This is a genomic window from Nocardioides marmoriginsengisoli, assembly GCF_003725695.1.
Classification (GTDB): Bacteria; Actinomycetota; Actinomycetes; order Propionibacteriales; family Nocardioidaceae; genus Marmoricola; species Marmoricola marmoriginsengisoli.
The window spans coordinates 720951-743444 of sequence record NZ_RJSE01000007.1 but is presented as its reverse complement, the minus strand read 5'-3'; the positions used below and the strand labels follow the sequence as shown (position 1 = coordinate 743444).

Genomic DNA, 22494 nt, shown 5'->3' with positions numbered 1-22494 from the left:
CTCAGTCCTCCTTCTCGGGACGGTCGGTCTCGGTCTCGATGACCAGCGACCCTGATTCGCCGATGCGGCACTGCGCGTCCCCGGCGACGACCACGGTGGTGAACGGCGCCTCCACCAGGAGGGGGCCGCGCACGGGCCGGCCCGGCTCCATCGCGGCGAGCGGCACTACCGGGACGTCGGTGATCCCGCGCCCCGGGACGAACGCCCGGCGACGGGTGATCTCGGCGCTGCCGCGCGGGAGCGCGCCCACCTGGTGGTTGGCCTCCTCCAGGCGGACGGTGACCCGGGCGCCCCAGCTGACGATCTCGACCGGTGACGCGGGGTCGGTGATGCCGAGGATCTCCAGGTGGGTGCGGTGGAAGTCCTCCGCCAGGTCGGCGACGTCGTCGGGGCCGGCGAACGCGGTCACCCGCAGCGGCACCTCGAGCTCCCAGATCTGCTGGGGGTAGCGGGCCTCGGCGAACAGCGCGATCGTCGCCTCCTCCGGAGCGACCCCGGCCTTGCGCGCGAACTCGCGGCCCTGCTCGACGAGCTCGGCGAGGGCGGCGTCGACGCGCTCGATCGCGAACGACGAGGTGATCGTCGGCGCCGTCGCGGAGTAGATCGCGGTCAGGTCCGACATCAGCGCGCCGGCTGCCGCGAGCGCGGCTCCGACGGCCGGCACCACCAGGGTGCGGCAGCCGAGGCGTTCCGCGACGGCGTGCGCGTTCAACCCCGCGGCGCCGCCCCCACCGATCAGGACCGCCTTGGCCGGGTCGATGCCCTGGCCGACGGTGATCTCCTCGATCGCGCGGACCATCTGCTCGGTGGTGAGCTGCAGGATGGCGTCCGCCGCCTCGATGACGTCGATCCCGAGCACGTCGGCCACCGACGTCTTCACGGCCACCACGGCCGCCTCGGCGTCGAGGGTCATCGCGCCGCTGGAGAACCCGTCGGCGTCCAGGTAGCCGAGGACCAGCGCGGCATCGGTGACGGTCGCACTCCGGCCACCGCGCCCGTAGCAGGCCGGCCCCGGGACGGACCCGGCCGACTGCGGTCCGACGTGGAGGAGGCCGCCCTCGTCCACCCAGGCGATGCTGCCGCCGCCGGACCCGACACTCTTGACGTCGATGGACGGGAGCCCGGTCATGTGCCCGGTGCCGACGTCGCCCACCCAGGCCGAGCGCGTCGAGGGGATCTCGCCCCGGCGGACCAGGGTGACGTCGTAGGTGGTGCCGCCGGCGTCGGCCACGATCACGTCGTCCGACCCGGTGTCGGCGAGCGCGTAGGCGCGGCCCGCGACCGGCGCCATCGACGGCCCGGAGTTGATCGTCAGGATCGGGCGGGCGACCGCGTCGGCGGCATCGATCACCCCGCCCGCCGAGGTCACCATCAGGATGCGGCCGCGCAGGCCCGCGTCCCGGAGCCGCTCGGTCAGCGCGCTGAAGTAGTCGCTCATCAGCGGCTTCAGGGACGCGTCGATCGCCGCCGAGGACGCCCGGCGGTACTCGCGCAGCGACGGGTTCAGGGCGTGCGACAGCGTGTGCGGTACGCCGGGCAGTCGCCGGTCGAGCACCTCGCCCACCGCGAGCTCGTGCTCGGGGTTGACGGTCGACCAGAGCAGGCAGACCGCGATCGCCTCGACGTCGGCGGCCACGAGCTGGTCGCAGGTGCGCTCCAGGGCGTCGAGGTCGAGCGCGGTCAGCACCTCCCCGGTCGAGGTGATCCGCTCCGTCACCTCGAACGTCAGCGCCCGCGGCACGTACGGCTCGGGGAACGGGACCGTGAAGTCGAAGGCGTCCTGGCGGCCGCCCTCGCGCAGCAGGAGGACGTCCGGATGCCCCGCCGTGGTGAGGAACGCGGTCCGCGCGGCGTTGCCGGTCAGGACCGCGTTCAACCCCCGGGTGGTCGCGTGCACGAAGGCGCCGACCTTGCCGAGCAGCTCGGCGAGGGGGACGTCGCGCGCGGTTGCCGCCGTACCGAGGACGTCCAGGATTCCCTGGACCGGGTCGGACGGAACCGTCGGCGCCTTGTACAGCGAGAGTCCGGTGCCGTCCTCGACGACGAGGTCGGTGAAGGTCCCGCCGATGTCGACGGACATCCGCATGGTGTCCTCAGAACCCATAGGAGGACACCTTCTCCGCGTCCACGCGGAGCTCGGTCGGCATCGCGGGCGCGGCGGCGACGGCGTCGGCGAGGTCGTCGAGGAACGCGGGCGCCTGACCCTCGTTATGCGGCATCGGCGCGAGCACGATGCCGGCGGGCGCGGGAATCGCCCGGACGGCGAACATCCAGCCGCGGTCCCGGAGCCGGTCGACGACCGGGCGGAGGTCCACGGTCTGCGAGTGGATCAGGGTCATGTTGATCCGGGAACCGGGGTGGACGAGCAGGCCGGGGATCTCCGCGGCCCCGGCGGCGAGCTGGTCGCGCATCGAGATGCTCTTCTTCGCCACGTCGACGTAGCCCCAGGTACCGAGCAGCTTGACCATCGTCCAGGCGCCCGCGATCGGTCCGGTGCCGCGGGTCCCGGAGATCGTCCCGTTCGGCGGGCAGATCTCCTTGGCGAGCTCGAGCAGGCCGGAGTCGCGGAAGAACAGGGTGCTGGCCGGCGGCGGCGCCATCCCGTTCTTGTGCAGATCCGCACTGATCGAGCAGACGCCCGGGACCCGGAAGTCCCACAGCGGCATCTCCCGGTCGTACCCGCCGATCTCGAGGAAGGGCAGGATGTAGCCGCCGAAGGCGCCGTCGACGTGCAGGTAGAGGTCGTGCTTCTCGGCGATGGCGCCGATCTCGGCGATCGGGTCGATGCTGCCGTAGGCCCAGGTGCCGGCCGTAGCGACGATGGCGATCGTGTCCGGCCGGATCGCGGCCTCGATCGCCGCCGGGTCGACCTGGTCCAGGCGACCTTCGGGAGCCGGCACCGCGATCGGGTCGAGGTCGAACATCCGGCAGAGCTTGTGCAACGAGTAGTGCCCGTTGTCGGGGAAGACGATGCTCCCGCCCTTGCGACCGGCGCGCTGCTTGGCGGTCAGCACCGCGCACATGTTGGACTCCGAGCCGCCGGCGGTAACGAAGCCCGCCGGGTCGTCCGACCCGAGGATCGTCCCCATCCAGGCGACGATGTCCGCTTCCATCTCGCGCGCGCCGCCACCGGTGATCCAGGTCTCGCCGTGGATGAACCGTTCGTACGCCGCCACCGACAGGTGCCGGACCTCGTCGCCCCAGGGCAGCTCCGGCGAGGAGATCAGGTGCGGCCCCTCGTCGAAGAAGTTCCGTTCCGTCTCGTCGAAGCGAGACGCGCGCTCGAGGCGGCTCAGCTCGTCGAGGAAGTCGTAGCGGGTGAGCCCACTGGGGAACCTGTCCATGATCGCGGCGGCCCTTTCGTTCGTTCCAACAAACGTGTCGTTCGTGAAACTAACAGTTGACGAGCGATTCGTATAGTCCCTTGTCGAAAATTGTTCCGATTCGATTGTCTGAGGCCCCACTCGCGAGTGATTCGGGTGCGCGCCTACCAAATCGGTGGCCGATACACTCCGGGACACACCAGATGGATCGAGAGAGGACCGCACGTGGCTGCTGAGAAGGGGTCGACGAGTCCCATCCCGATCGACGACATCGACAAGGCGATCATTCGCGCGCTGCAGGTCGACGGCCGGATGGCCTACTCGAAGCTCGGCCCGGAGGTCGGGCTGTCACGGGCGGCGGCCCGCCAGCGGGTGCACCGCCTCATCGACGGCGGCGTCATCGAGGTCGTCGCAGTCTCGGAGCCCCTGAAGATGGGCTTCAACGTGCAGGCGATGGTCGGGATCCAGGTCGACGGCGACGTGCGCGCCGTCTCCGACGCCCTGGTCAAGGTCGAGGAGATCGTCTACGTCATCCTCGCCTCGGGCCGCTTCGACGTGATCGTCGAAGTGATCTGCAAGGACGCCCCGCAGCTGTTCGACATCGTCAACGACGTCATCCGGGAAGCACCCGGCGTCCGGTCGACGGAGGTGTTCACCTACATGCACATCGAGAAGGTGAGCTACTCCTGGGGGACCGGCTGAGCCTGAGCCGATCGGCTCAGATCGCGATGCCGCCGTCGACCGGCAGCACGGTGCCGGTGATGTAGCCGGCCGACTCGGAGGCCAGGAAGCAGACCGCGGCGGACATCTCGCTCGGGTCCGCGAACCGGCCCAGCGGGATCGTCGCGGCGATCTCGGCCCGGCGGTCCTCGGGGATCGAGGAGATCATCCGGGTCTCCGCGTTCGGGGAGATCGCGTTGACAGTCACCCCGAACCCGGCGAGCTCCTTGGCCGCCGTCTTGGTGAACCCGATGATCCCGGCCTTGGCGGTCGCGTAGTTGGCCTGGCCGACGTTCCCGTGCAGGCCGGTGTACGACGTCACGTTCACGACCCGCCCGTAGCCCTGCTCGCGAAAGTGCGGAACCGCCGCGCGGGTCATCCGGAAGGTGCCGCCGGCATGCACCCGGAGCACCAGGTCCCAGTCCTCGTCGGTCAGCTTCCAGAGCATCTTGTCGCGCAGGATCCCGGCATTGTTGACGACCACGTCGATCCGGCCGGTCTCCTCGTGCGCGTGCGCCACCGCGGCTGCCACCTGCTCGCTGTCACCGACGTCGACCCGGATCCCGCCGCGGGCGCCGATCCCGGCGGCGGCCGCGACCACCTCGTCGCCGTCGGCGTCCAGCAGGTACGTCGCCGCACCGGACTCCTGGAAGCGACGGGCGAGCTCGAGACCGATCCCGCGCGCGGCGCCGGTGACCAGGACGGTCCGGCCGGTGAAGTCGAAGGTGACGTCGGACATGGGGCTCCTCGGGGTGGCGGACGGGTCAGCGGGACAGCAGGGACACGACCCCGCGGACGGTGCCGACGACGAGGTCTCGGACGGATCGGACGTACATGGCTCATCTCCTAAGCAAGCGCTTAGTTATCAGTAAACCGCGAGCACCCGCTCCAGGTCAAGGCGACCGCCGTACGGTCAGGAGACCGGGACCGCCGCCGCCTTCTCCACCCGCACCAGGACCACGCCGGCAGCGATCAGCAGCCCGCCCAGCAGCTGCACCGGACGCGGCGACTCCCCCAGCACCAGCCAGGCGATCAGCACCGCCGAGATCAGCTCCGACAGCGAGACGAACGAGGCCAGCCGGGCCCCGAGCACCCCGACCGAGGCCATGCTCGTGGTGTAGGCGAAGACCGTGGCGACCAGGACCAGCAGCACCAGCGGCACCAGCCACGGCGTTCCGTGCCCGCCGATGTCGACCGACTGCGTCGACCAGTGCAGCGGCATCGCACCGACCGCCGCCAGCACGGCGACCGTGGTCGCGGCCACCGCGAGGCTGAGGAAGGCCAGCCCCGCCGGTGGCAGCTCGGCCAGTGCGTCCGAGGTCGCGAAGTAGGTCGCCAAGCAGGTCGCCCCGCCGCAGGCCCAGAGCACCCCGACGATGCTCGTGCCGGAGCCGCCGACCAGCCCGACCACCAGCACCAGGCCGGCCATCGCGACAGCGGCGCCGACCAGGGTCACCGGCGGCGGCACCCGGCGTTGCCGCCAGGCGGTCCAGGCGAGCACCAGCAGCGGTGAGGCGTACTGGATCATCAGCGCGACGCCGACCGGCAACCGCGAGATCGCGTTGAAGTAGCAGACGACGCAGCCGGAGATCCCGAAGATGCCGAGCACCACGATGCCGCGACGAGCCGACCCGACCTCCGCACCGCGCCCGCGCAGGGCCAGCACCGCCGGGACCACGAGCACCAGCGGCGCCACCGCCAGCCGCACCAGCGCCACCGCGATCGGGCTCCAGCCGCCCTCCAGCAACGCCTTCGCCAGCGGGCCGCTGCTGCTCGACCCGACGGCGGACGCGATCGAGAGCACCAGCGCGCGCCCGTGCGGCATCGTGCTCACCGCAGCCGCCCGCGGTGCTCAGAGCAGGGCGACATCGAGGTCCCGGCAGAGCGTCTCGCGGCGAGCCACGACATCGAGCCAGGCGCCTACCTTGGGCAGCTCGTAGCCGAAGAAGAAGCGCATCGCGGCCACCTTCCCGGGTGCCTCCGGGTGGGTGCCGGCCACCGCCCCGGCGGCGATGTCCAGCCAGACCCACGCCAGCACCACGTGCCCGAACCCCTGGAGGAAGAGCGTCGCGCTGGGCAGCGCGTCCTCGGGGTCGCCGGTGCCCCAGGCGGCCTCGGCCGTCGCGACCGCGCGCGCCCAGGCCGTGGCGAGCGCGTCCGCCTCGGTAGCGAGTCCCGCCTGCTGCGCCCGGGCGACGGTCCGCTGCACCCGGGACGCGAGGGCGTCCAGGTAGGCGCCGCCCTCCAGGCGCACCTTGCGACCGAGCAGGTCGAGGCCCTGGATGCCGTGGGTGCCCTCGTGGATCATGTTCAGGCGGTTGTCCCGCCAGTACTGCTCGACCGGGAAGTCCCGGGTGTAGCCGGACCCGCCGAGCACCTGGATCGCCAGGCTGTTCGCCTCCAGGCACCACTCGCTCGGCCAGCTCTTCACCACCGGCGTCAGGATCTCCAGCAGCCGGCCCGCCTCGGCCGCCTCGTCCGCGGTCCCGGTCTGCTGCTCGTCGAGCAACCGGGCGGCGTACAGGCCGAGCGCGATGCCGCCCTCGGCGTACGCCTTCTGGGCCAGCAGCATCCGCTTCACGTCCGCGTGCTCGACGATCGGCGCCTGCGGCCGGGAGGCGTCCTTGCCGTCCCGGGTCACCGGCCGGCCCTGGCGGCGCTGCTTGGCGTAGTCCAGGGAGGCGGCGTACCCGGCGAAGCCGAGCGCGGCCGCGCCGAGCCCGATCTCGATCCGGGCCGCGTTCATCATGTGGAACATCTGCCGCAGCCCGTCGCCGGGGTTGCCGACCAGGTAGCCGAGCGCGCCGCGCTCGCCGCCCGGGCGGTGGCTGCCGTCGCCGAAGGAGAGCGCCGTGTTCGGGGTGCCCCGGTAGCCGAGCTTGTGGTTGAGGCCCACCAGCACGACGTCGTTGCGCTCCAGCAGCGCGCCGTCGGCGTCGACGACGAACTTCGGCACCACGAAGAGCGAGATGCCCCGGGTGCTCGGGTCGACCGCGCCGTCCGGGCCGGGGATCTTGGCGAGCACCAGGTGCACGATGTTCTCGGCCAGGTCGTGCTCGCCCGCGCTGATCCACATCTTGTCCCCGGTGACCCGGTACCGCGGACCGAGGACGTCGTCCTCGGAGCCGGCGCCGTCCGGGACCGCCCGGGTGGTGATGTCGGAGAGCGACGATCCGGCCTGGGACTCCGAGAGGCACATCGTCCCGGTCCACGCACCGGCCAGCTCACGACGGGCGAACACGGACTGCTGCTTCTCGGTGCCGTAGGTGAGCAGCAGCGCGGCATTGGCCTCGGTGAGGATGGCCGGACTGATCCCGATCGAGGCCGCGCCGAGGATGATCTTGGACGCGAAGTCGGCGGTGCGCGGGAGCTGCAGGCCGCCGTGCTCCTCGTCGTGGGTGGCGAGCAGGAAGCCCATGTCGACGTACGCGTCCCAGGCCTCCTGGGTCTCCTTCGGCAGCAGCACCCGGCCGTCGTCGAAGCGCGGCTCCTGGTCGTCGATCACCCGGTTGGCCGGTTCGTAGCGGGCCGTCGCGATCTCCGCCGCGGTTCCGAGCAGGTCGGTGATGCCGGCCCGGTCGTGGTCGCGGAACCGCTCGCGCTCCAGCAGCGCACCCAGGTCGAGCCACTCGTAGAGGAGGTAGTCCAGGGTGGGCAGGAGCTTCTCCTGCAGGACGGAGCCGGCCATCAGACCTTCCCTCTCCAGTAGGCGGTGTTCTCGGCGACGTAGTCGTCGAACGACCGCGGGGGACGCCCGAGCAGCTGCTCGAGGTCATCGGTGATCCGGGCGTAGCGGCCCTCCGCCGCATCGGTCACCAGGTCCATCAGGAACGCGAGGCGTGCAGCGCCGGGGCCGGTGGCCTCCAGTGCCGACCGGTACGCCGCCAGGGACGGCGAGTCGTGCACCACCGGCCGGCCGGTGGCAGCACCGATCCGCCGGCCGAGCTCGGCGACGTCGAAGGTCTCGGCACCGGTGAGGTCGATCGGCCCGAGGTCCTCGCCGGCCAGGGCGCGGACGGCCACCTCGACCACGTCGCGCAGGTCGATCCAGGCCAGCGGAGCCGGTCCGGTCGGCAGGGTGATCGAGCCGCGGTCGCGGAGCGCCTCGCCCCAGCCGCCTTCCGGCCCGAAGTTCTGGAAGAACCAGTTCGGACGCAGGATCGTCGCCCGTCGTCCGTCCTCGCCGACCACCAGCTCCACCGCCCGGTCGGGGTCGGAGGACGACTTCGCCTCCCGGCCCTGCTCGGAGAGCAGCACCACCCTCCTGATCCCGGGAGCGGCCGCCAGGAACGCGGTCACCGGCTCCAGCGGCGCGTCCGGCGGCTTCACCAGGTAGACCGTCTCGACCCCGTCCGCGGCGGCGGCCCAGGTCGACGGGTCGTCCCAGTCGAACCGGACCTCGTGCTCGGCCGCCGGGCGCCGGACCCCGGCTCGGTAGGCGATCCCGCGCTCGGCGAGGGCCGCGACGAGCGGGACGCCGGTCTTCCCGGTCGCCCCGGTCACGAGGATCGGTGCGCTCATGCCGCACCGCCCGCCGCGCCGCGGCCGGCGAGCCAGCCCCAGGCGATCGCGTTGCCGATGGTCATCCCGCCGCCGGAGATCCCCGGCCCGAAGACGGCGGCCATCGCGTTCCCGGCGGCGAACAGGCCGGGCACCGGGGTGCCGTCGTACCGGACCGCGGCGGCGCGCGCGTCGGTCAGCACGCCGCCCTTGGTGCCGACGGTGCTCGGCCGGATCGCGACGGCGGTGAACGGGCCCTCGGCGACGGTGCCGAGGTTCGGGTACGTCGCGGTCGGGTCCCCCATCGCCCGCTCGTACGCCGACAGCCCGCGCCCGAAGTCCGGGTCGACGCCGTCCGCGGCGAAGGTGTTGAACCGGTCGACGGTCTCGGCCAGCGCACCGGCGTCGACGCCGATCAGCGCGGCGAGCCCGGCCAGCGTCGGTGCCTCGACGATCCACTCGCTGGCGTCCTCGCCGGGCAGCACCCCGGCCACCTGGTAGCGCGCCCGGAACCGGGCGTCCATCACCGACCAGGCCGGCAGGTTCCGCGGGCGGTGCCCGGTCGGGTCCACCTCCCCCAGCGCGAGCGCGACGTTGTGGCTGGACTCGTTGACGAACCGGCGGCCGGCGCCGTTCACCCAGAGGCAGTGCGGCATGTACCGCTCGCTGAAGGACAGGTGGTGCCGCGGCGACCCGTCCGGCCAGAGATCCATCGGGACCTCGACGGCCGGCCAGGCCCAGTTCTCGTGCGTGTGCGCCAGCGCGGCGCCGGCGGCCGAGGCCAGCCCGAGGGCGTCCCCGTGCTGCACCGGCGGCGTGACCTGGTGGGTGATCGGCACCGAGAGGTGCGCGCTCTTGAGGTCGTCGTTCCACTCGAAGCCGCCCGAGGCGAGCACCACGCCGCGGCGCGCGCCGACGGTGCTTCCGTCGGCCAGCGTCACGCCGGTGACCCGGCCGGCGTCGGTAGTCAGCGCGGTGACCCTGCTGTCCGGTCGGCGGGTGACGCCGGCGGCGTCGATGCCGTGCAGCAGCCCGGTGACGAGCGCGGCGCCGCCGGTGACCAGGCCGCGCTCACGGCGCTCGGTGACCGCGGGGAGGTCGAGCGGCAGACCGTAGACGTGCGCCCCGATCGGGAGGATCTCGCTCATCAGGGTGTGCGGCTCGTCCTGGGTCCAGAACAGGTCCTGCCAGCGGCCGAGCGCGCCCGGGTCCTGCGGCAGCGACTCGAGGTGCCGGTGCAGCTTGCCGCCCGGTCGCTCCGCGAAGGTGTCCGGGTAGTCGATCGCCTGGAACGTCAGCGGGGTGTGCTCCTCGACGAAGCGGACCGCCTGCGGCACCGCGTCGACGAACGCGACGACCCGGTCGTCCTCGCGCGCGTAGGCGCAGGACCGCAGGTAGGCGAGCGCGTCGTCGCGGGAGTCGACCAGCTGCTTCTCCGCGGCGTGGTGGTGGTCGGGTGCCCAGACCAGCCCGCCGGAGACGGCGGTCGATCCGCCCCACCGGTCGCTCGCCTCGAGCACCAGCACCGAGGCGCCGGCCTCCGCTGCGGTCAGTGCCGCGGTCAGGCCGGCGGCGCCGGACCCGATCACGACGACGTCGAACGACTCGCTCACGACTCGCTCCGCTCCATCCAGTCGGCGGGGACCAGCGAGAAGAACGCCCGGGTGCCGGCGGTGCCCTCGTAGATCGCGGTGACGCCCTTCTCCAGGGTCAGCACCTCGCCGGCGACGCCGGTGATCCGCTCCTCGCCGACGACCAGGGTGAGCGCGCCCTCGATCACGTAGAACGCCTCCTCGTACGGCAGCGTCCACGGATCGGTCGCGCCGTCCTCGGTGAAGGTGACGAAGCCGGCGGAGAGCTCGGTCAGGTTCGTCGGCTTCGAGCGCCGGTCGATCGCGACCGGGCCGTTGACGCCGGTGTACTCCTCGTTGAAGGGCATGTTGCGGACAGGTGCGTTGCTCATGGGTGTCTCCTGCTCAGGGGACGGCGACCATGCCGCCGTCGACGGTGATGTTCTGGCCGCTGACGAACGAAGCGGCGTCCGAGGCCAGGAAGGCCACGACGCGGCCGAGCTCCAGCGGGTCGGCGTACCGGCCGGCCGGGATCGAGGCGAGCCGGGCCGGGTCGGCCGGGTGGGTGTCGATGAAGCCGGGCAGCACGCTGTTGGCGCGGATGCCGTCGGCGCCGTACCGGGTGGCGTAGAGCTTGATCCAGTTCTGCAGCGCCGCGCGGAGCACGCTGGAGACCGGCATCACCAGCTCCGGCACCCGGGTGGCGTAGGACGTGATCGCCACGACGGAGCCGCCGCGCTGCTCCAGGAACGTCGGGGTGACCAGCCCGACCAGGTGCAGCGAGCTGCGGAAGATCAGGTCGAGCCCGGCCTCCCAGTCCGCGTCGGTCAGCTCCAGCAGGTCGCCCTTCGGCGGGTGACCGGTGTTGAGCACCAGGGCGTCGATCCGGCCGAACCGGTCCAGCACCGTCGCGACCGCCCGTTCCCGGTCGGCCGGATCCGTGATCGACCCGCGGACGGCGACCCCGCCCACCTCGGCGGCGATCGCGTCGGCGCCCTCGGACCGGGAGAGCACCACGACGGTGTGGTCGGGGGCCAGGGCACGGACGATGCCGGCGCCGATCCCCGAGCTGCCGGCGGTGACGAGGGCGATCCGCGGGCCGTGCCCGGTGCTCATCGGCGGGCCGCCCGCAGCCACTCCTGGGTCGCGGTCGCCTCGCGCCGCGGGTCGAAGACGGCCGGGTCGAGGAACGGGTCAGCGATCCCGGCGATCAGGTTCGCGGTGAACTTCGCGATCGCCGGGCCCTGCATCGTGCCGTGGCCGTCGAAGCCGGTCATCGTCCACAGGCCGGGCTCGAACTCGCCGATGAACGGGTGCCCGTCGCCGCCGGTCGCGTCCGCGGCCGCGCTGATCGTCGACCGGATCCCGACCTCGGTGAAGACCGGCGCCCGGACGGCGGCCGCCTCGGCGAACTCCAGCAGCATGTCCTCGACGCCGTACGTGTCCGGCAGCGACGAGTCCAGGATCGTGACCACGGCCGCGTCCTGCTCGCGCTCCACGCAGAAGCCGGTGTCCAGGTCGATCGTCATCGGCAGCCGCTGGTCGGAGATCACCGGCGTGGTGAAGCCGTAGTGCACCATCATCGGCGTGATCGGCAGGTCCAGCCCGAACGGGCGCATCAGGTCCGGGGAGCCGAGGCCGCCGGCCACGATCACCCGGCGCGCGGTGACCGGCTCCGGGGTCTGCAGCGTCCAGCCGCCCTTGGACTTCTCGATCTTCTCGACCCGGGTGTGCTGGAGGAAGCGGACGCCGAGCTTGCGGGCGGCGGCGGCCAGGCCGTAGACCCCGTCGGTCGGGTTGACCCGGCCGTCCTCCGGCGTCCAGCAGCCGCCGACCAGACCTTGGGTCGAGAGCCACGGGACGATGTCGGTGAGGTCCGCCGCGGCGACCATCTCGACGTTCGGGGCGCCGCCGGCGCGCTGCACGTCGGCGGCGCGGCCGAGGTTCTCGAAGATTTCCTCGCGGCCGGTCAGCATCAGGTACCCGTCCTGGTAGTACGTGCACGAGTAGTCGAAGGTCTGCTCGAAGGTCTGCCAGAAGGTACGGCCGCGCAGCGCGAGCTCGACCTCGTACGGCGTGCTGAACTGCTGCCGCACGCCGCCGAGGGAGCCGCCGGTGCAGCCGCTGGCGAGCTCGCGGCCCTCGACGACCAGGATGTCGGCCTCACCGAGCTCGGCGAGGTAGTAGGCGAGGGCGACGCCGCCGATGCCTCCGCCGATGATGACGGTTCCGACGCTGTTCTGGGACATGGTGTTCACGACTCCTTGTGACGGAGGGATGGTGGGGACTGACGGGGTGCGGAGCGGGTCACTTCATGACCCGCCCGCCGTTGACGACCAGGGTCTGGCCGGTGACGTAGGTCCAGGAGCCGAGGTCGAGGGCAGCCCGGGCGATCTCCTCGGGCGTGCCGACCCGGCCGAGCGGGGTGGCGTCCTCGACGGCGCGCCGCGAGGACTCGGGGACGGCGGCCCACATGTCGGTGGCGATCGGGCCCGGTGCCAGCGTGTTGACCCGGACGTGCGGGGCCAGCTCGCGGGCCAGGGTGTGGCCGAGGCCGATCGTGGCCGCCTTGCTGGTCCCGTACGGCGTCCCGTGCACCGAGCCGGCCACGCCGCCGTCCGAGGACACGTTCACGATCGCACCGTTCACCCGGGCCAGGTCCGGGGCGAGTGCCCGGGCCAGCAGCATCGGCGCGGTCACGTGCACGTCCAGGGAGGCCCACCAGTGCTCGTCGGTGACGTCCGCCAGCGGGGTGTTCACCAGGAAGCCGGCGCAGGTGATCAGCAGGTGCACCTCGCCCTCGGCGCGGGCAGCCTCGGCGAGGCGGTCCAGGTCGGCCCGGTCCTCCATCGACGCGACCACCCCAACGACCCGCGAGCCGGCGCGCGCGGCCTCGGCGGCGGCGACCGTCGCGGCGACGTCGTCGGCACGACCACGGTGGCTGAAGACGACGGTGTACCCGCGCCGCGCCGCCTCGGCGACCACGGCCCGGCCGATGCCGCGCGATCCTCCGGTAACGAGGGCGACCTCGGCGCTCATGTCAGCACCCGCCCGCCGTCGGCGACGAGGGTCTGCCCGGTCGCGTAGGTCCAGTGGCACAGGTCCAGCCCGGCCCGGGCGATCTCCCAGGGCTCGGCCACCCGGCCCAGCGGCGTCTCCGCCTCGACCGCGCGCCGCTCGTCCTCGGGCAGGTCGGCGTACATGTCGGTGCCGACCGGTCCGGGCGCCAGCGTGTTGACCCGGACGAACGGGGCCAGCTCGCGGGCCAGCGACTTGCTGAACCCGAGGATCGCGGCCTTGCTCGCGCCGTACGCGGCACCGTGCACCGAGCCGACGACACCGCCGGTCGAGGAGACGTTCAGGATCGCGCCGTGGGTCGACGCCAGCGACTCGGCGAAGCCGCGGGCCAGCACCATCGGCGCCGTCACGTGCACGTCGAAGGAGCGCTTCCAGCCCTCCTCGGTCAGCTCGTCGAGGAGGCCGTGCGCCATCGTCCCGGCGTTGTTCACCAGGAGGTGCACAGGCCCGTGGTCGAGCACCGTGGTGATCAGGTTCTCCAGCGCCGCCCGGTCGAGCAGGTCGGCCTCCACGGCCGTCACCGTCGCGCCGGGTGCCGCCTCCTGGGCGGCGGCCACGGCCTCCTCGGCGTCGGACGCGCGACCGCGGTGGGTGAGGAAGACGTCGTAGCCGCGCCGGGCGGCGTCGACGACGAAGGCGCGGCCGATCCCCCGGGAACCCCCGGTCACGACCACGGAGCCGCGCACGGTCACGAGGAGCTCCCGCGGTAGGCCCAGGCCTCGATCTCGAAGACAGCGCCGATCGGCAGCTGGTGCACCGCGACGGCGGAGCGGGCCGGGAAGTCGGCGGTGAAGACCTGGGCGTACTCGGCGTTCATCGCGGCGAAGTCGTCCATCGTGACCAGGAAGACGTTGGTCTTGACCACGTCGGCGGTGGTCAGCCCGTGGGCCTCGAGCACGGCCACCAGGTTGGCCAGCGCCTGCTTGGCCTCGGCGGCGACGCCGCCCTCGACGAGCACGCCGTCGGCGACGCCGACCTGGCCCGAGATGGCGACCCACTCACCGGCGGCGACGGCGGGACGAAGGGGGAGAGACATGGTGGTGCTCCGTTCTGTGGGTTGGTCAGAGACTGGCGGCGAGCTCGAAGGCGCCGTGCACGGCGGCCTCGATGCGATGGGGGTTGAGGACGTCGCCGACGGCGCGGACCTCGATCGAGTCGGGCAGGTCCGCGAACAGCTCGGCGCGCGGCTCGGTCCAGGTGTGCACGACGTGGTCGGCGGCGATCAGGACGTCGGGGACGGCCCGGGTGAGCAGCTGGCCGGAGGCGTCGACGTCGCGGTAGGTGAGCGCGGCCAGGCCGCCGACACCGCAGCGCAGCGTCCCGCCGGCCAGGTCGAATTCGTGGACCTGGACCGAGCAGCGGAGCTCGACGCCGGCATCGTGCAGCCGCTGCAGGAAGTCGTCGCGCACCTCCGGCTCGACCAGCTCGGCCGGTCCCGGCCGGGCCGTCAGCAGCACCACCGCGCACCCCTGTTCCGCGGCGGCTAGAGCGGCTGACATCCCGGAGGTCCGGTCGGTCTCGTCGACGACCACGACGGTGCCGGAGAGCTTCGGGCGCCCGGAGACGACGTCGGCGGCACCGAGCAGCCGGCGGTCCTCGCGGGCGGCCCACACCGGCAGCGCCTCGGAGGCACCGGTGGCCAGCACGACCACGTCCGGTTCGAGGGCGAGCACCTCCGCCGACTCGGCGGTACGGCGCAGCCGGACGTCGACGCCCAGCCGGCGGACCTCGTTGCCGAGCCAGTCGACGGCGTCGATCAGGCCGTCGCGGCCGTCGGTCCGGGCCGCCACCCGGACCAGGCCGCCGAGCTCCGAGCGCTCGTCGAACAGGGTGACCCGGTGGCCGCGCAAGGCACTGACCCGGGCGGTCTCAAGACCCGCGGGTCCGCCGCCGACGACGACGACCCGCCGCGGCACGTCGGCCGGGGTGGTCTCGACCTCGCGCAGGAACCGCTCGCGGCCGGTGACCGGGTTGTAGACGCACTTCACGTTGCGGTGCCGGCCGAGCTCGCCCTGGCACATCTGGATGCAGCCGATGCACGGGCGGATCTCGTCGGTCCGGCCCTCGACCACCTTGGCGACCAGGTGCGGATCGGCGATGTGCGCCCTGGTCATCCCGACGAAGTCGGCGTCCCCGTCCTCGAGCGCCTGCGCCGCCATCGTCGGGTCGACGATCCGGCCGACCGCACCGACCGGGAGGTCGACCCGGGCCCGGACCGCGCGGGCGTAGTGCAGGTAGCAGCCCCGCGGGACCGCCATCGTCGGGATCACCGAGCCGTAGAAGTTGGCCGAGACGTTGATCGCGTCGACCAGCCCGGTCTCCGCGATCCGCTGGTCGATGTCGAGCCACTGGTCCTGGTCGAGCGAGCCGGCCACCTCGTCGGAGCCGTTGACGCGGACCAGCAGCAGCGCATCGCCGACCGCCTCGCGCACACCCTCGAGGACCTCGCGGCAGAACCGGAACCGGGCCTCGTCGGAGCCGCCGTACTCGTCCTCGCGGCGGTTCGTCAGCGGCGAGAGGAAGAGGTTCACCATCTGGCCGTGCCCGACCGAGATCTCCACGCCGTCCATGCCGCCGCGCACCGCCCGCTCCGCCGCCGCGGCGTACGCCTCGACGACGGTGCGGACGTCCGCGCGGTTCATCGCGTAGGGAACGCTCGCCCACAGGTGGTGGGAGACCTGCGACGGCGCCCAGACCGCACCGGCCTCGCCGTCGGTGCGCGCGCCCATGTGACCGAGCTGCGGGACGACCAGGCCGCCGTGGGCGTGCACCGACTCGCTGAGCACCTCGTACCGGGGCACGATCCGGTCGTCGAAGTTGTGGTAGATCCCGTACGGCGACGGCGAGCTCGGGTGCACCGCCGTCGTCCCCATCGTGACCAGCGCCGCGCCGCCCCGGGCACGCTCCGCGAAGTAGGCGACGTCGTCGTCGTTCGGGAGGTGCTCGGCGTCGATGTTGTACGTCGCGTGCGCGGTCACGATGATCCGGTTGCGCAACGTCCGCCCGCCCAGAGCCAGCGGCTCCAGGAGCGGGGCGAGGTTGGCGGGAGTGCTCATCGGCTCGCCCACACCGGCCCGAGCACGGAGGTCAGCGAGGCGGTCGGGTCGGCGATCCCGGCGAGCACCGAGGCGGTCCCGGACTCCCCCAGCGCCGGCGTGAGCAGCCGGATCCACTTGGCCTTCATCTCGTCCGGGCCGAAGCTGCTGCCCGGGTCACCCGGGGCGTCCAGGTAGACGCCGGAGACGGACCGGCCGTCGGTCGTCGTGACCTCCACCCGGCTCGGGTAGCGGGCCGGGTAGTGCTGGTCCAGATCGGCGTCGTGCTCCAGCCGGACCTTGGCCGCGAACGCCAGCCGCTCGGGGTCGTCCAGGCTGGACGCGGCCATCTCGGGAGCACCGACCTCGCCCCACAGCGCGAGCGCGCCGAGGACCAGCGGGAAGCTGTACTGCGCCGTCTCGATCGTCTGCGGCGCGACCTCGTCGAGGAAGGTCGCCGCCTGGTGGGTGCCCACCCGGACCGAGGCGATGTCGTCGGCCTTGAGGCCGTGCTCGGCCAGCAGCTCGGCGAACCCGGCCCCGGCGGCGTGGGTGTAGCGGCAGGCGCCGAACGACTTGAAGTAGGTGTTCATCACCTCGTACGTCGTCCCGATGCTGGTCACGAACGGGTCCTCGGCGGCACCCGGCTGGTGGAACGGCGACGGCGGCAGGACCTCGTTGGACGGGATCGCGTAGCCGGCCGGGACCTTCATCCAGCCGGCCCTGGCGAGCTCGGCCGCGGCGACGCCGGTGGAGGCGCCCCAACCGATCGACTCCTTGACCATCGGGGTGTTGAAGGTCGACATCGGCGCGTGCACCCAGGCGATCTTGATCGCGCGGGCGATCCCGTCGGCGTCCAGGCCGAGAAGCTTGGCGGCCGCGGCGGCGGAACCGATCGCGCCGGCGCAGCCGGTTGCGTGGTAGTGGTCGCCGTCGTGCTTGGGCCAGAGCAGCGCGGCTGCGCGCAGGCCGATCTCGTAGCCGACGACCTGGGCCACCAGGGCCTGGGCGACGGTGGTGCTCCCGTCGGCGACGGCGAGCATGCCCGGCACCACGACCGAGCCGGGGTGGATCGCTCCGGCCAGGTAGTGGCCGTCGTCGAAGTCGAGCGCACTGGCGGCGACGCCGTTGGCGAAGGCGGCCGAGGCGGGGGTGGTGCTGGTGCCGCGGGTGACCAGCGGCGCCGGGCCGGCAGCGACCGCGGCGTAGTCCAGGGCGATCGCGGCGGACTCGGTCGGCGCGCCGCCGACCATGGTGGCGATGGTGTCGCTGAGCGCGAACGCGGCGCGCTCGCGGACCTCGGCGGGCAGGTCCTCGTAGCTGAGCCCAGCGGCCCAGGTGGTGATCGTGTCCAGGATGTCGGCCACGGTTCGCTCCTCGAAGATTCGCAGGTTTGGGGGGTTCAGGGGTTCTCGGGGGTTGCTCGGCGACGCCGCAGGGGGTCGCCGGGAGGGTGCCGTGCGGGTCCGATCGGGACCCGCACGGCACTGGTTCTCCGGCCGGTCAGCCGGTGTAGCTGCCGATCTGGCCGTCCTTGACCTGGAGCAGCACCTGGGCGGGCTTGCCCGGGACCACGGTGGGCTCGTGGGTCTCGTTGAAGATCAGCTCGCCGCGGATGGGAAGCGTGAAGGTGCCGATCTCATCGGTCTTCTTGATCACGCTGGCCCGGTCGTCCGCGCCCTCCTCGAGGGACTTGAGGAAGACGTAGAACGAGTCGTACGACATCGCCGCGGACTCACCGGGACCCTTGCCGTTGGCGGCGGTGAAGTCCTTGACGAACTTCGACGGCCCCGGTGCGGTGGAGTTCGGGTCGAACACGGCCGCGACGATGACGCCCTCGGCCGCCTTGTCACCGGCGATCTTGACCAGCTCGGGGCTGTTCGAGCCCGGCGTCACGAAGATCGGAACCTTCCAGCCCATCGCGTAGGCCTGCTTGATCTGCAGCGCGGCGTCGGTGTACGTGTTCAGCAGCACCAGCGAGTCGGCGCCGGCGTTCTTCAGCTCGGTCAGCTGCGGGGTGAAGTCCTTCTGCTTGGCCGAGGTGGTCACCGCCTTCGCCACGTCCAGGCCGATCTCGTCGGCGGTCTTGGTGAAGTTGGTCTTCAGACCGTCGCCGTAGTCGTCGTCGGAGGCCAGCACGCCGACCTTCTTGAAGCCGAGCTGGTCGTGCGAGTACGACGCCATCTCGGCGCCCATCTTCGCGTCGTCGATCAGCGTCCGGAACAGGTTCTTGTGCAGCTCCGCGGTGATCGCCGGGTTCGAGGAGTAGCTCACGAAGAGCGGCACGCCGCAGCGCTCGTAGATCGGCTCGGCGGCCAGGGTGACCGACGAGTTGGAGTGGCCGAAGACCGCCATGATCCCGGAGTCGTCGCAGATCTTCTGCGCGACCGAGGCACCCTGGTTCGGGTCCGCGACGTCGTCGAACTTGACCACCTTGATCTTCTTGCCCTTGAGCGGGCCGGACGGGATCCCGCCGGCGTCGTTGATCTCCTTGGCCGCGAACTGGACGCCGGAGAGCTGGTCCTGCCCGTAGATGCCGTTGTCACCGGTCATCGGTCCGGCGACGGCCACGGTGACCGAGTCGCCGCTGGCACCCGATCCCGAGTCACTCCCGCAGGCGCTCACCGAGAGCGCCAGTGCGAGTGCCACGCCGCTGGCTGCGTACGCTTTCTTGAACTTCATGCCTGCTCCTTGTTCTGGTTGTGGTGCTGCATCTGCGGTGCGTACACCCGGTGTCCCGTCACCGCGTAGCTGCACCAACCGGGGACCCGGTCGCCTCGTCGCGACCGGGATCCGGAGTTCAGGGGGTTGCCGCCTCCGGCTCCTCGTGCGCCCGCCGCTCGGCGTCCGCCGAGACGACGCCGAGGAACTGGTCCGCGAACTGGGGATTCGCGCGCAGGTCGTCGGAGCGGCCCTCGAAGAGGACCTCCCCGGTCGCGAGCGCGTAGACCCGGTCGGCGATGTCGAGGGCGCCGAGCGCGTTCTGCTCCACCAGCAGCACAGTCATCCCGCGCTCGCTGAGCTGGGCGACGAGCTCCAGGACCTCGTCGGCGAGCACCGGCGAGAGACCCATCGACGGCTCGTCGAGCATGATCATCCGCGGGTCGGCCATCAGCGCCCGCTGGATCACCAGCATCTGCTGCTCGCCGCCGGAGAGCTGGCCGGCCGTGCTGCCGGCCCGGCGGGCCAGGATCGGGGTCCCGGCGATGATCTCCTCGGCCCGCTTGCCGGCGCTCTTGAAGTCGTTCGTGAACGCACCGGCGAGCAGGTTCTCCTTGAGGGTGAACCGCGGGAACACGTGCCGGCCCTCGGGGACGTGCACCAGGCCGGACTTCACGATGTCGTGCGCGGCCGTCCGGGCCAGGTCCTTGCCCTGGAAGGTGATCGACCCACCGGCCGGACGGATCAGTCCGGACAGCGTCTTGAGCAGCGTCGACTTGCCGGCACCGTTGGCGCCGACCAGGGCGACTACCTCACCCTCGTCGACGTGCAGGCTGATGCCGTTCAACGCGGTCACCGGGCCGTAGCGCACGGTGAGGTCGTCGGCGCGGAGCAGGGTCTCAGGCATCGCGGAACCTCTTTCCCAGGTAGGCCTCGAGGACGTGCGGGTCGGCGCTGACCGTCTTCGGGTCGCCGTGCGCGATGCAGAGCCCCGCGTCCAGGACCATCACCCGCGAGGCGGTGTTCATCACCACGTTCATGTTGTGCTCGATGACCACCACGGCCATGTCGCGCTCGGCGTGGATCCGGTGGATCAGGTCCACCAGCACCCGCGCCTCCCGGGGGTTCATCCCGGCGGCGGGCTCGTCGAGGAGCAGCAGCCGGGGCGAGGTGGCCAGGGCGCGGGCGATCTCCACCCGGCGCTGGTCGCCGTACGCGAGGTCGGTGGCGATCTCGTCGGCCTTGTCGCCGATGCCGACGAACTCGAGGATCTCCTCGACGTTCGCCGCGGCCTTCTTCTCCCGGCTCCCCGGACCGAAGGGCAGGATCGAGTCGTACCACTTGAACCGGGAGTGCATCCCGATCAGCACGTTCTCCCGCACCGTCAGCGACGAGCAGAGCCGGATGTTCTGGAAGGTCCGCGCCAGGCCGTAGTCCCGGCTCAGCCGGCGCGAGGACATGAACCGGCTCGGCCGGCCGTCGACCTCGAGCTCGCCCGAGGTGCTCTTGTAGATCCCGGAGAGCACGTTGAGCAGGGTGGTCTTGCCGGAGCCGTTCGGGCCGATCAGCCCGACGATCTCGTTGCGGCCGATCTCGAAGTCGACGCTGTCCAGCGCGATCACGCCGCCGAACCGGCAGCCGACGCCGGTGGCCCTGAAGATCGGATCGGTGACGGTGGTGCTCATGGCCGGGCCTCCTCGGTGACGGGTTCCGCGTGGGCGCTGTGCCGGGACGGCGGCGTACCGGACCGGCGGAGCTTCGCGAGCAGCGCCGACAGCGACGTGGCCTTCGAGGCCCGGGTCTCGCCGAGGCCGAGGATCTGGACCAGGCCGCCCGGCTTCCAGAGCAGGATCAGCACCATCAGCGCGCCGAAGATCATCGAGCGGTAGTCGGCCAGGCTGCGCAGGTACTCGGTGGAGCCGATCACCAGGATCGACCCGAGGAACGGACCCAGGGTGGTCGCCATCCCGCCGATCAGCACGATCTCGACCGCCAGGATGGACTGGTCCACGGTGAAGCTCGCCGGGCCGACGAAGCCGAGCAGCAACACCTGGAGCACCCCGGCCAGTCCCGCGATACCGGCGCCGATCCCGAAGACGATCACCTTGGTGAGCGGCACGTTGATGCCGTGCGCGCGGGCGATCACCTCGTCCTCGCGGATCGCGAGCAGCGACCGGCCGAGGAAGGACTTGCCGATCAGCCAGGCGAACGCGGTCGCCACGATCGTCGCGCCCAGGATGAACAGGTAGGTGTTCTCGATCGCGGTCAGGTCCCAGCCGAAGAACACCCCGGGCGGGATGCCCGGCAGACCGGTCGCACCGCCGGTGACCTCCTTGGCGTTGTTCAGGTAGAGGTAGAAGATCTGACCGGCGCCGAGGGTGATCAGGGCGAGGTAGTCACCGCCGACCCGCCAGGAGGTGATCCCGACCAGCAGGCCGAAGACCGCCGTACCCAGGACCGAGCAGACGATCACCAGCGCCAGCGACATCCCGGTGTCGAGCATCAGCCGGGCCGCGATGTAGGCACCCGCTCCGAACATCGCGGCGTGCCCGAAGCTGAGCAGTCCGCCGAAGCCGAGGATCAGGTTGAGGCCGGTCGCGAAGACGGTGAACACCAGGATCGTCGCGGCGACGCGGATCGTGTACGGCTCCACCAGGTTCGGGAGCAGGAAGCCGAGGACCACCAGGGCCAGCAGCGCGATCCGCATGATCGGCTTGGGGACGAAGCTCAACATCAGACACGCTCCTGCACTCGGGCGCCGAGCAGGCCGGCGGGGCGGACGAGAAGGATCGCGATCAGCAGCACGAAGGCGATCGCGTCCCGGTAGGACCCGGCCGCGGGGCCGACGGTGGCCTCGAGGATGCCGAGCACCAGACCGCCGATCAGGGCGCCCTGGAGGTTGCCGATGCCGCCGACGATCGCCGCGGCGAAGCCCTTGAGCAGGATCGGGAAGCCCATCCCGAGGTAGACGACCTCGAGCGTGTTGGCGTAGAGCAGGCCGCCGATGACGCCGAGCGCGCCGCCCGCGCCGTACACGGCCATGATCGTCCGGTTGACCGGCACGCCCATCAGCCGGGCGGCGGTCATGTCCTGGGCGACCACGCGGATCGCGAAGCCTGGCTTGGTGAACTTCAGGAACGCCGCGAACAGCACCAGCGTGATCACCGCGACGACCAGGGTGACCACCGCCGCCCGGGCGATCTGCAGGTCGCCGATGTGGAAGAACCCCGATCCGGCGAACGACGGGAAGGGCAGCGTGCCCGAGCCGTACTTCAGCTCCACCAGGTTGCGGATGATCAGACCCATGCCGAGCGTGGTCATCATCGGGATCAGCAGGTGCGACTTGAGCACCGGCCGGACCGCGACCTCCTCGACGATCCCGGCTATCACGATGCCGGCGAGGATGCCGATCACGCAGGAGATCACGATCGGGAGGTGGAACGACGTGTAGACGCCGTACGTCACGAACGTCCCGGCCATGAGGATGTCGCCGTGGGCGAAGTTCACCAGGCCGAGCGCGCCGTAGACGACCGAGAAGCCGATGGCGACGAGCGCGTACACGCTGCCGATGGTCAGGCCGTTGGTGACCTGCTGGAGGAATTCCAC

Annotated in this window: 21 protein-coding genes; 1 reads left to right on the top strand and 20 read right to left on the bottom strand. The window is 71.8% G+C overall.

Going from position 1 to position 22494, the window contains the following annotated elements; all coding sequences use genetic code 11:
* Position 1: 1 nt before the first annotated feature.
* Positions 2 to 2104 (bottom strand): hydantoinase/oxoprolinase family protein, encoded by a 2103-nt coding sequence (locus EFK50_RS12100; RefSeq protein ID WP_221177365.1) that lies wholly within the window; start codon positions 2102 to 2104, stop codon positions 2 to 4.
* The gene (locus tag EFK50_RS12095; protein ID WP_123227799.1) at positions 2094 to 3344 is read right to left on the bottom strand and encodes an aminotransferase class V-fold PLP-dependent enzyme; all 1251 of its coding nucleotides are present in this window, start codon (positions 3342 to 3344) and stop codon (positions 2094 to 2096) included. The genes EFK50_RS12100 and EFK50_RS12095 overlap by 11 nt, the downstream gene beginning before the upstream one ends.
* 204 nt (positions 3345 to 3548) lie before the next feature.
* Between EFK50_RS12095 and EFK50_RS12090 the strand changes: the two genes are divergently transcribed.
* Positions 3549 to 4025, top strand: a complete 477-nt coding sequence (locus tag EFK50_RS12090; protein ID WP_246004135.1) for an Lrp/AsnC family transcriptional regulator — start codon at positions 3549 to 3551, stop codon at positions 4023 to 4025.
* Between the two features lie 16 nt (positions 4026 to 4041).
* Here the strand turns inward: EFK50_RS12090 and EFK50_RS12085 are convergent, their stop codons facing one another.
* The 18 genes from EFK50_RS12085 to EFK50_RS12000 form a co-directional block, all read right to left on the bottom strand.
* The gene (locus EFK50_RS12085; RefSeq protein WP_123227798.1) at positions 4042 to 4782 is read right to left on the bottom strand and encodes an SDR family oxidoreductase; all 741 of its coding nucleotides are present in this window, start codon (positions 4780 to 4782) and stop codon (positions 4042 to 4044) included.
* A 174-nt stretch (positions 4783 to 4956) separates the two neighbouring features.
* The gene (locus tag EFK50_RS12080) at positions 4957 to 5868 is read right to left on the bottom strand and encodes a DMT family transporter (protein WP_246004197.1); all 912 of its coding nucleotides are present in this window, start codon (positions 5866 to 5868) and stop codon (positions 4957 to 4959) included.
* A gap of 27 nt (positions 5869 to 5895) precedes the next feature.
* Positions 5896 to 7731, bottom strand: a complete 1836-nt coding sequence (locus tag EFK50_RS12075) for an acyl-CoA dehydrogenase family protein (protein WP_123227796.1) — start codon at positions 7729 to 7731, stop codon at positions 5896 to 5898.
* Complete coding sequence (locus EFK50_RS12070) at positions 7731 to 8564, bottom strand: Rossmann-fold NAD(P)-binding domain-containing protein (RefSeq protein ID WP_123227795.1); 834 nt, start codon at positions 8562 to 8564, stop codon at positions 7731 to 7733. The genes EFK50_RS12075 and EFK50_RS12070 overlap by 1 nt, the downstream gene beginning before the upstream one ends.
* A complete protein-coding gene (locus EFK50_RS12065; RefSeq protein WP_183407792.1) occupies positions 8561 to 10156 on the bottom strand; it encodes an FAD-dependent oxidoreductase in 1596 nt (531 codons plus the stop codon). Before EFK50_RS12065 ends, EFK50_RS12070 begins: the two co-directional genes overlap by 4 nt.
* Positions 10153 to 10506, bottom strand: a complete 354-nt coding sequence (locus EFK50_RS12060) for a cupin domain-containing protein (RefSeq protein WP_123227793.1) — start codon at positions 10504 to 10506, stop codon at positions 10153 to 10155. The genes EFK50_RS12065 and EFK50_RS12060 overlap by 4 nt, the downstream gene beginning before the upstream one ends.
* A gap of 13 nt (positions 10507 to 10519) precedes the next feature.
* The gene (locus EFK50_RS12055; protein WP_123228642.1) at positions 10520 to 11230 is read right to left on the bottom strand and encodes an SDR family oxidoreductase; all 711 of its coding nucleotides are present in this window, start codon (positions 11228 to 11230) and stop codon (positions 10520 to 10522) included.
* Complete coding sequence (locus EFK50_RS12050; protein WP_148046139.1) at positions 11227 to 12363, bottom strand: NAD(P)/FAD-dependent oxidoreductase; 1137 nt, start codon at positions 12361 to 12363, stop codon at positions 11227 to 11229. Before EFK50_RS12050 ends, EFK50_RS12055 begins: the two co-directional genes overlap by 4 nt.
* A 58-nt stretch (positions 12364 to 12421) precedes the next feature.
* Entirely contained in the window at positions 12422 to 13153 is a 732-nt protein-coding gene (locus EFK50_RS12045) for an SDR family NAD(P)-dependent oxidoreductase (protein ID WP_123227791.1), read from the bottom strand.
* Entirely contained in the window at positions 13150 to 13884 is a 735-nt protein-coding gene (locus EFK50_RS12040; protein WP_123227790.1) for an SDR family NAD(P)-dependent oxidoreductase, read from the bottom strand. The genes EFK50_RS12045 and EFK50_RS12040 overlap by 4 nt, the downstream gene beginning before the upstream one ends.
* Positions 13881 to 14228 carry a RidA family protein gene (locus EFK50_RS12035; protein WP_123227789.1) on the bottom strand — a complete coding sequence of 116 codons (348 nt, stop codon included), beginning with the start codon at positions 14226 to 14228 and terminating at the stop codon, positions 13881 to 13883. Before EFK50_RS12035 ends, EFK50_RS12040 begins: the two co-directional genes overlap by 4 nt.
* Before the next feature lie 25 nt (positions 14229 to 14253).
* Positions 14254 to 16248 (bottom strand): oxidoreductase, encoded by a 1995-nt coding sequence (locus EFK50_RS12030; RefSeq protein WP_148046138.1) that lies wholly within the window; start codon positions 16246 to 16248, stop codon positions 14254 to 14256.
* Positions 16245 to 17594 carry an MmgE/PrpD family protein gene (locus EFK50_RS12025; protein WP_183407791.1) on the bottom strand — a complete coding sequence of 450 codons (1350 nt, stop codon included), beginning with the start codon at positions 17592 to 17594 and terminating at the stop codon, positions 16245 to 16247. The genes EFK50_RS12030 and EFK50_RS12025 overlap by 4 nt, the downstream gene beginning before the upstream one ends.
* A gap of 136 nt (positions 17595 to 17730) precedes the next feature.
* Positions 17731 to 18909, bottom strand: a complete 1179-nt coding sequence (locus tag EFK50_RS12020; RefSeq protein ID WP_123227786.1) for an ABC transporter substrate-binding protein — start codon at positions 18907 to 18909, stop codon at positions 17731 to 17733.
* A 118-nt stretch (positions 18910 to 19027) separates the two neighbouring features.
* Positions 19028 to 19795, bottom strand: coding sequence for an ABC transporter ATP-binding protein (locus EFK50_RS12015; protein ID WP_123227785.1), 768 nt, complete (start codon positions 19793 to 19795; stop codon positions 19028 to 19030).
* Positions 19788 to 20573, bottom strand: a complete 786-nt coding sequence (locus EFK50_RS12010) for an ABC transporter ATP-binding protein (protein WP_123227784.1) — start codon at positions 20571 to 20573, stop codon at positions 19788 to 19790. Before EFK50_RS12010 ends, EFK50_RS12015 begins: the two co-directional genes overlap by 8 nt.
* Positions 20570 to 21622 carry a branched-chain amino acid ABC transporter permease gene (locus tag EFK50_RS12005; protein ID WP_123227783.1) on the bottom strand — a complete coding sequence of 351 codons (1053 nt, stop codon included), beginning with the start codon at positions 21620 to 21622 and terminating at the stop codon, positions 20570 to 20572. Before EFK50_RS12005 ends, EFK50_RS12010 begins: the two co-directional genes overlap by 4 nt.
* Positions 21622 to 22494, bottom strand: a complete 873-nt coding sequence (locus tag EFK50_RS12000; RefSeq protein ID WP_123227782.1) for a branched-chain amino acid ABC transporter permease — start codon at positions 22492 to 22494, stop codon at positions 21622 to 21624. The genes EFK50_RS12005 and EFK50_RS12000 overlap by 1 nt, the downstream gene beginning before the upstream one ends.

Coding starts and splice junctions, on each gene's coding strand:
- EFK50_RS12035 (WP_123227789.1), bottom strand. CDS start 14,228: ATGTCTCTCCCCCTTCGTCCCGCCGTCGCCGCCGGTGAGTGGGTCGCC.
- EFK50_RS12075 (WP_123227796.1), bottom strand. CDS start 7,731: ATGGCCGGCTCCGTCCTGCAGGAGAAGCTCCTGCCCACCCTGGACTAC.
- EFK50_RS12010 (WP_123227784.1), bottom strand. CDS start 20,573: ATGAGCACCACCGTCACCGATCCGATCTTCAGGGCCACCGGCGTCGGC.
- EFK50_RS12045 (WP_123227791.1), bottom strand. CDS start 13,153: ATGAGCGCCGAGGTCGCCCTCGTTACCGGAGGATCGCGCGGCATCGGC.
- EFK50_RS12100 (WP_221177365.1), bottom strand. CDS start 2,104: ATGGGTTCTGAGGACACCATGCGGATGTCCGTCGACATCGGCGGGACC.
- EFK50_RS12055 (WP_123228642.1), bottom strand. CDS start 11,230: ATGAGCACCGGGCACGGCCCGCGGATCGCCCTCGTCACCGCCGGCAGC.
- EFK50_RS12030 (WP_148046138.1), bottom strand. CDS start 16,248: ATGAGCACTCCCGCCAACCTCGCCCCGCTCCTGGAGCCGCTGGCTCTG.
- EFK50_RS12005 (WP_123227783.1), bottom strand. CDS start 21,622: ATGTTGAGCTTCGTCCCCAAGCCGATCATGCGGATCGCGCTGCTGGCC.
- EFK50_RS12060 (WP_123227793.1), bottom strand. CDS start 10,506: ATGAGCAACGCACCTGTCCGCAACATGCCCTTCAACGAGGAGTACACC.
- EFK50_RS12095 (WP_123227799.1), bottom strand. CDS start 3,344: ATGGACAGGTTCCCCAGTGGGCTCACCCGCTACGACTTCCTCGACGAG.
- EFK50_RS12015 (WP_123227785.1), bottom strand. CDS start 19,795: ATGCCTGAGACCCTGCTCCGCGCCGACGACCTCACCGTGCGCTACGGC.
- EFK50_RS12020 (WP_123227786.1), bottom strand. CDS start 18,909: ATGAAGTTCAAGAAAGCGTACGCAGCCAGCGGCGTGGCACTCGCACTG.
- EFK50_RS12080 (WP_246004197.1), bottom strand. CDS start 5,868: ATGCCGCACGGGCGCGCGCTGGTGCTCTCGATCGCGTCCGCCGTCGGG.
- EFK50_RS12085 (WP_123227798.1), bottom strand. CDS start 4,782: ATGTCCGACGTCACCTTCGACTTCACCGGCCGGACCGTCCTGGTCACC.
- EFK50_RS12070 (WP_123227795.1), bottom strand. CDS start 8,564: ATGAGCGCACCGATCCTCGTGACCGGGGCGACCGGGAAGACCGGCGTC.
- EFK50_RS12050 (WP_148046139.1), bottom strand. CDS start 12,363: ATGTCCCAGAACAGCGTCGGAACCGTCATCATCGGCGGAGGCATCGGC.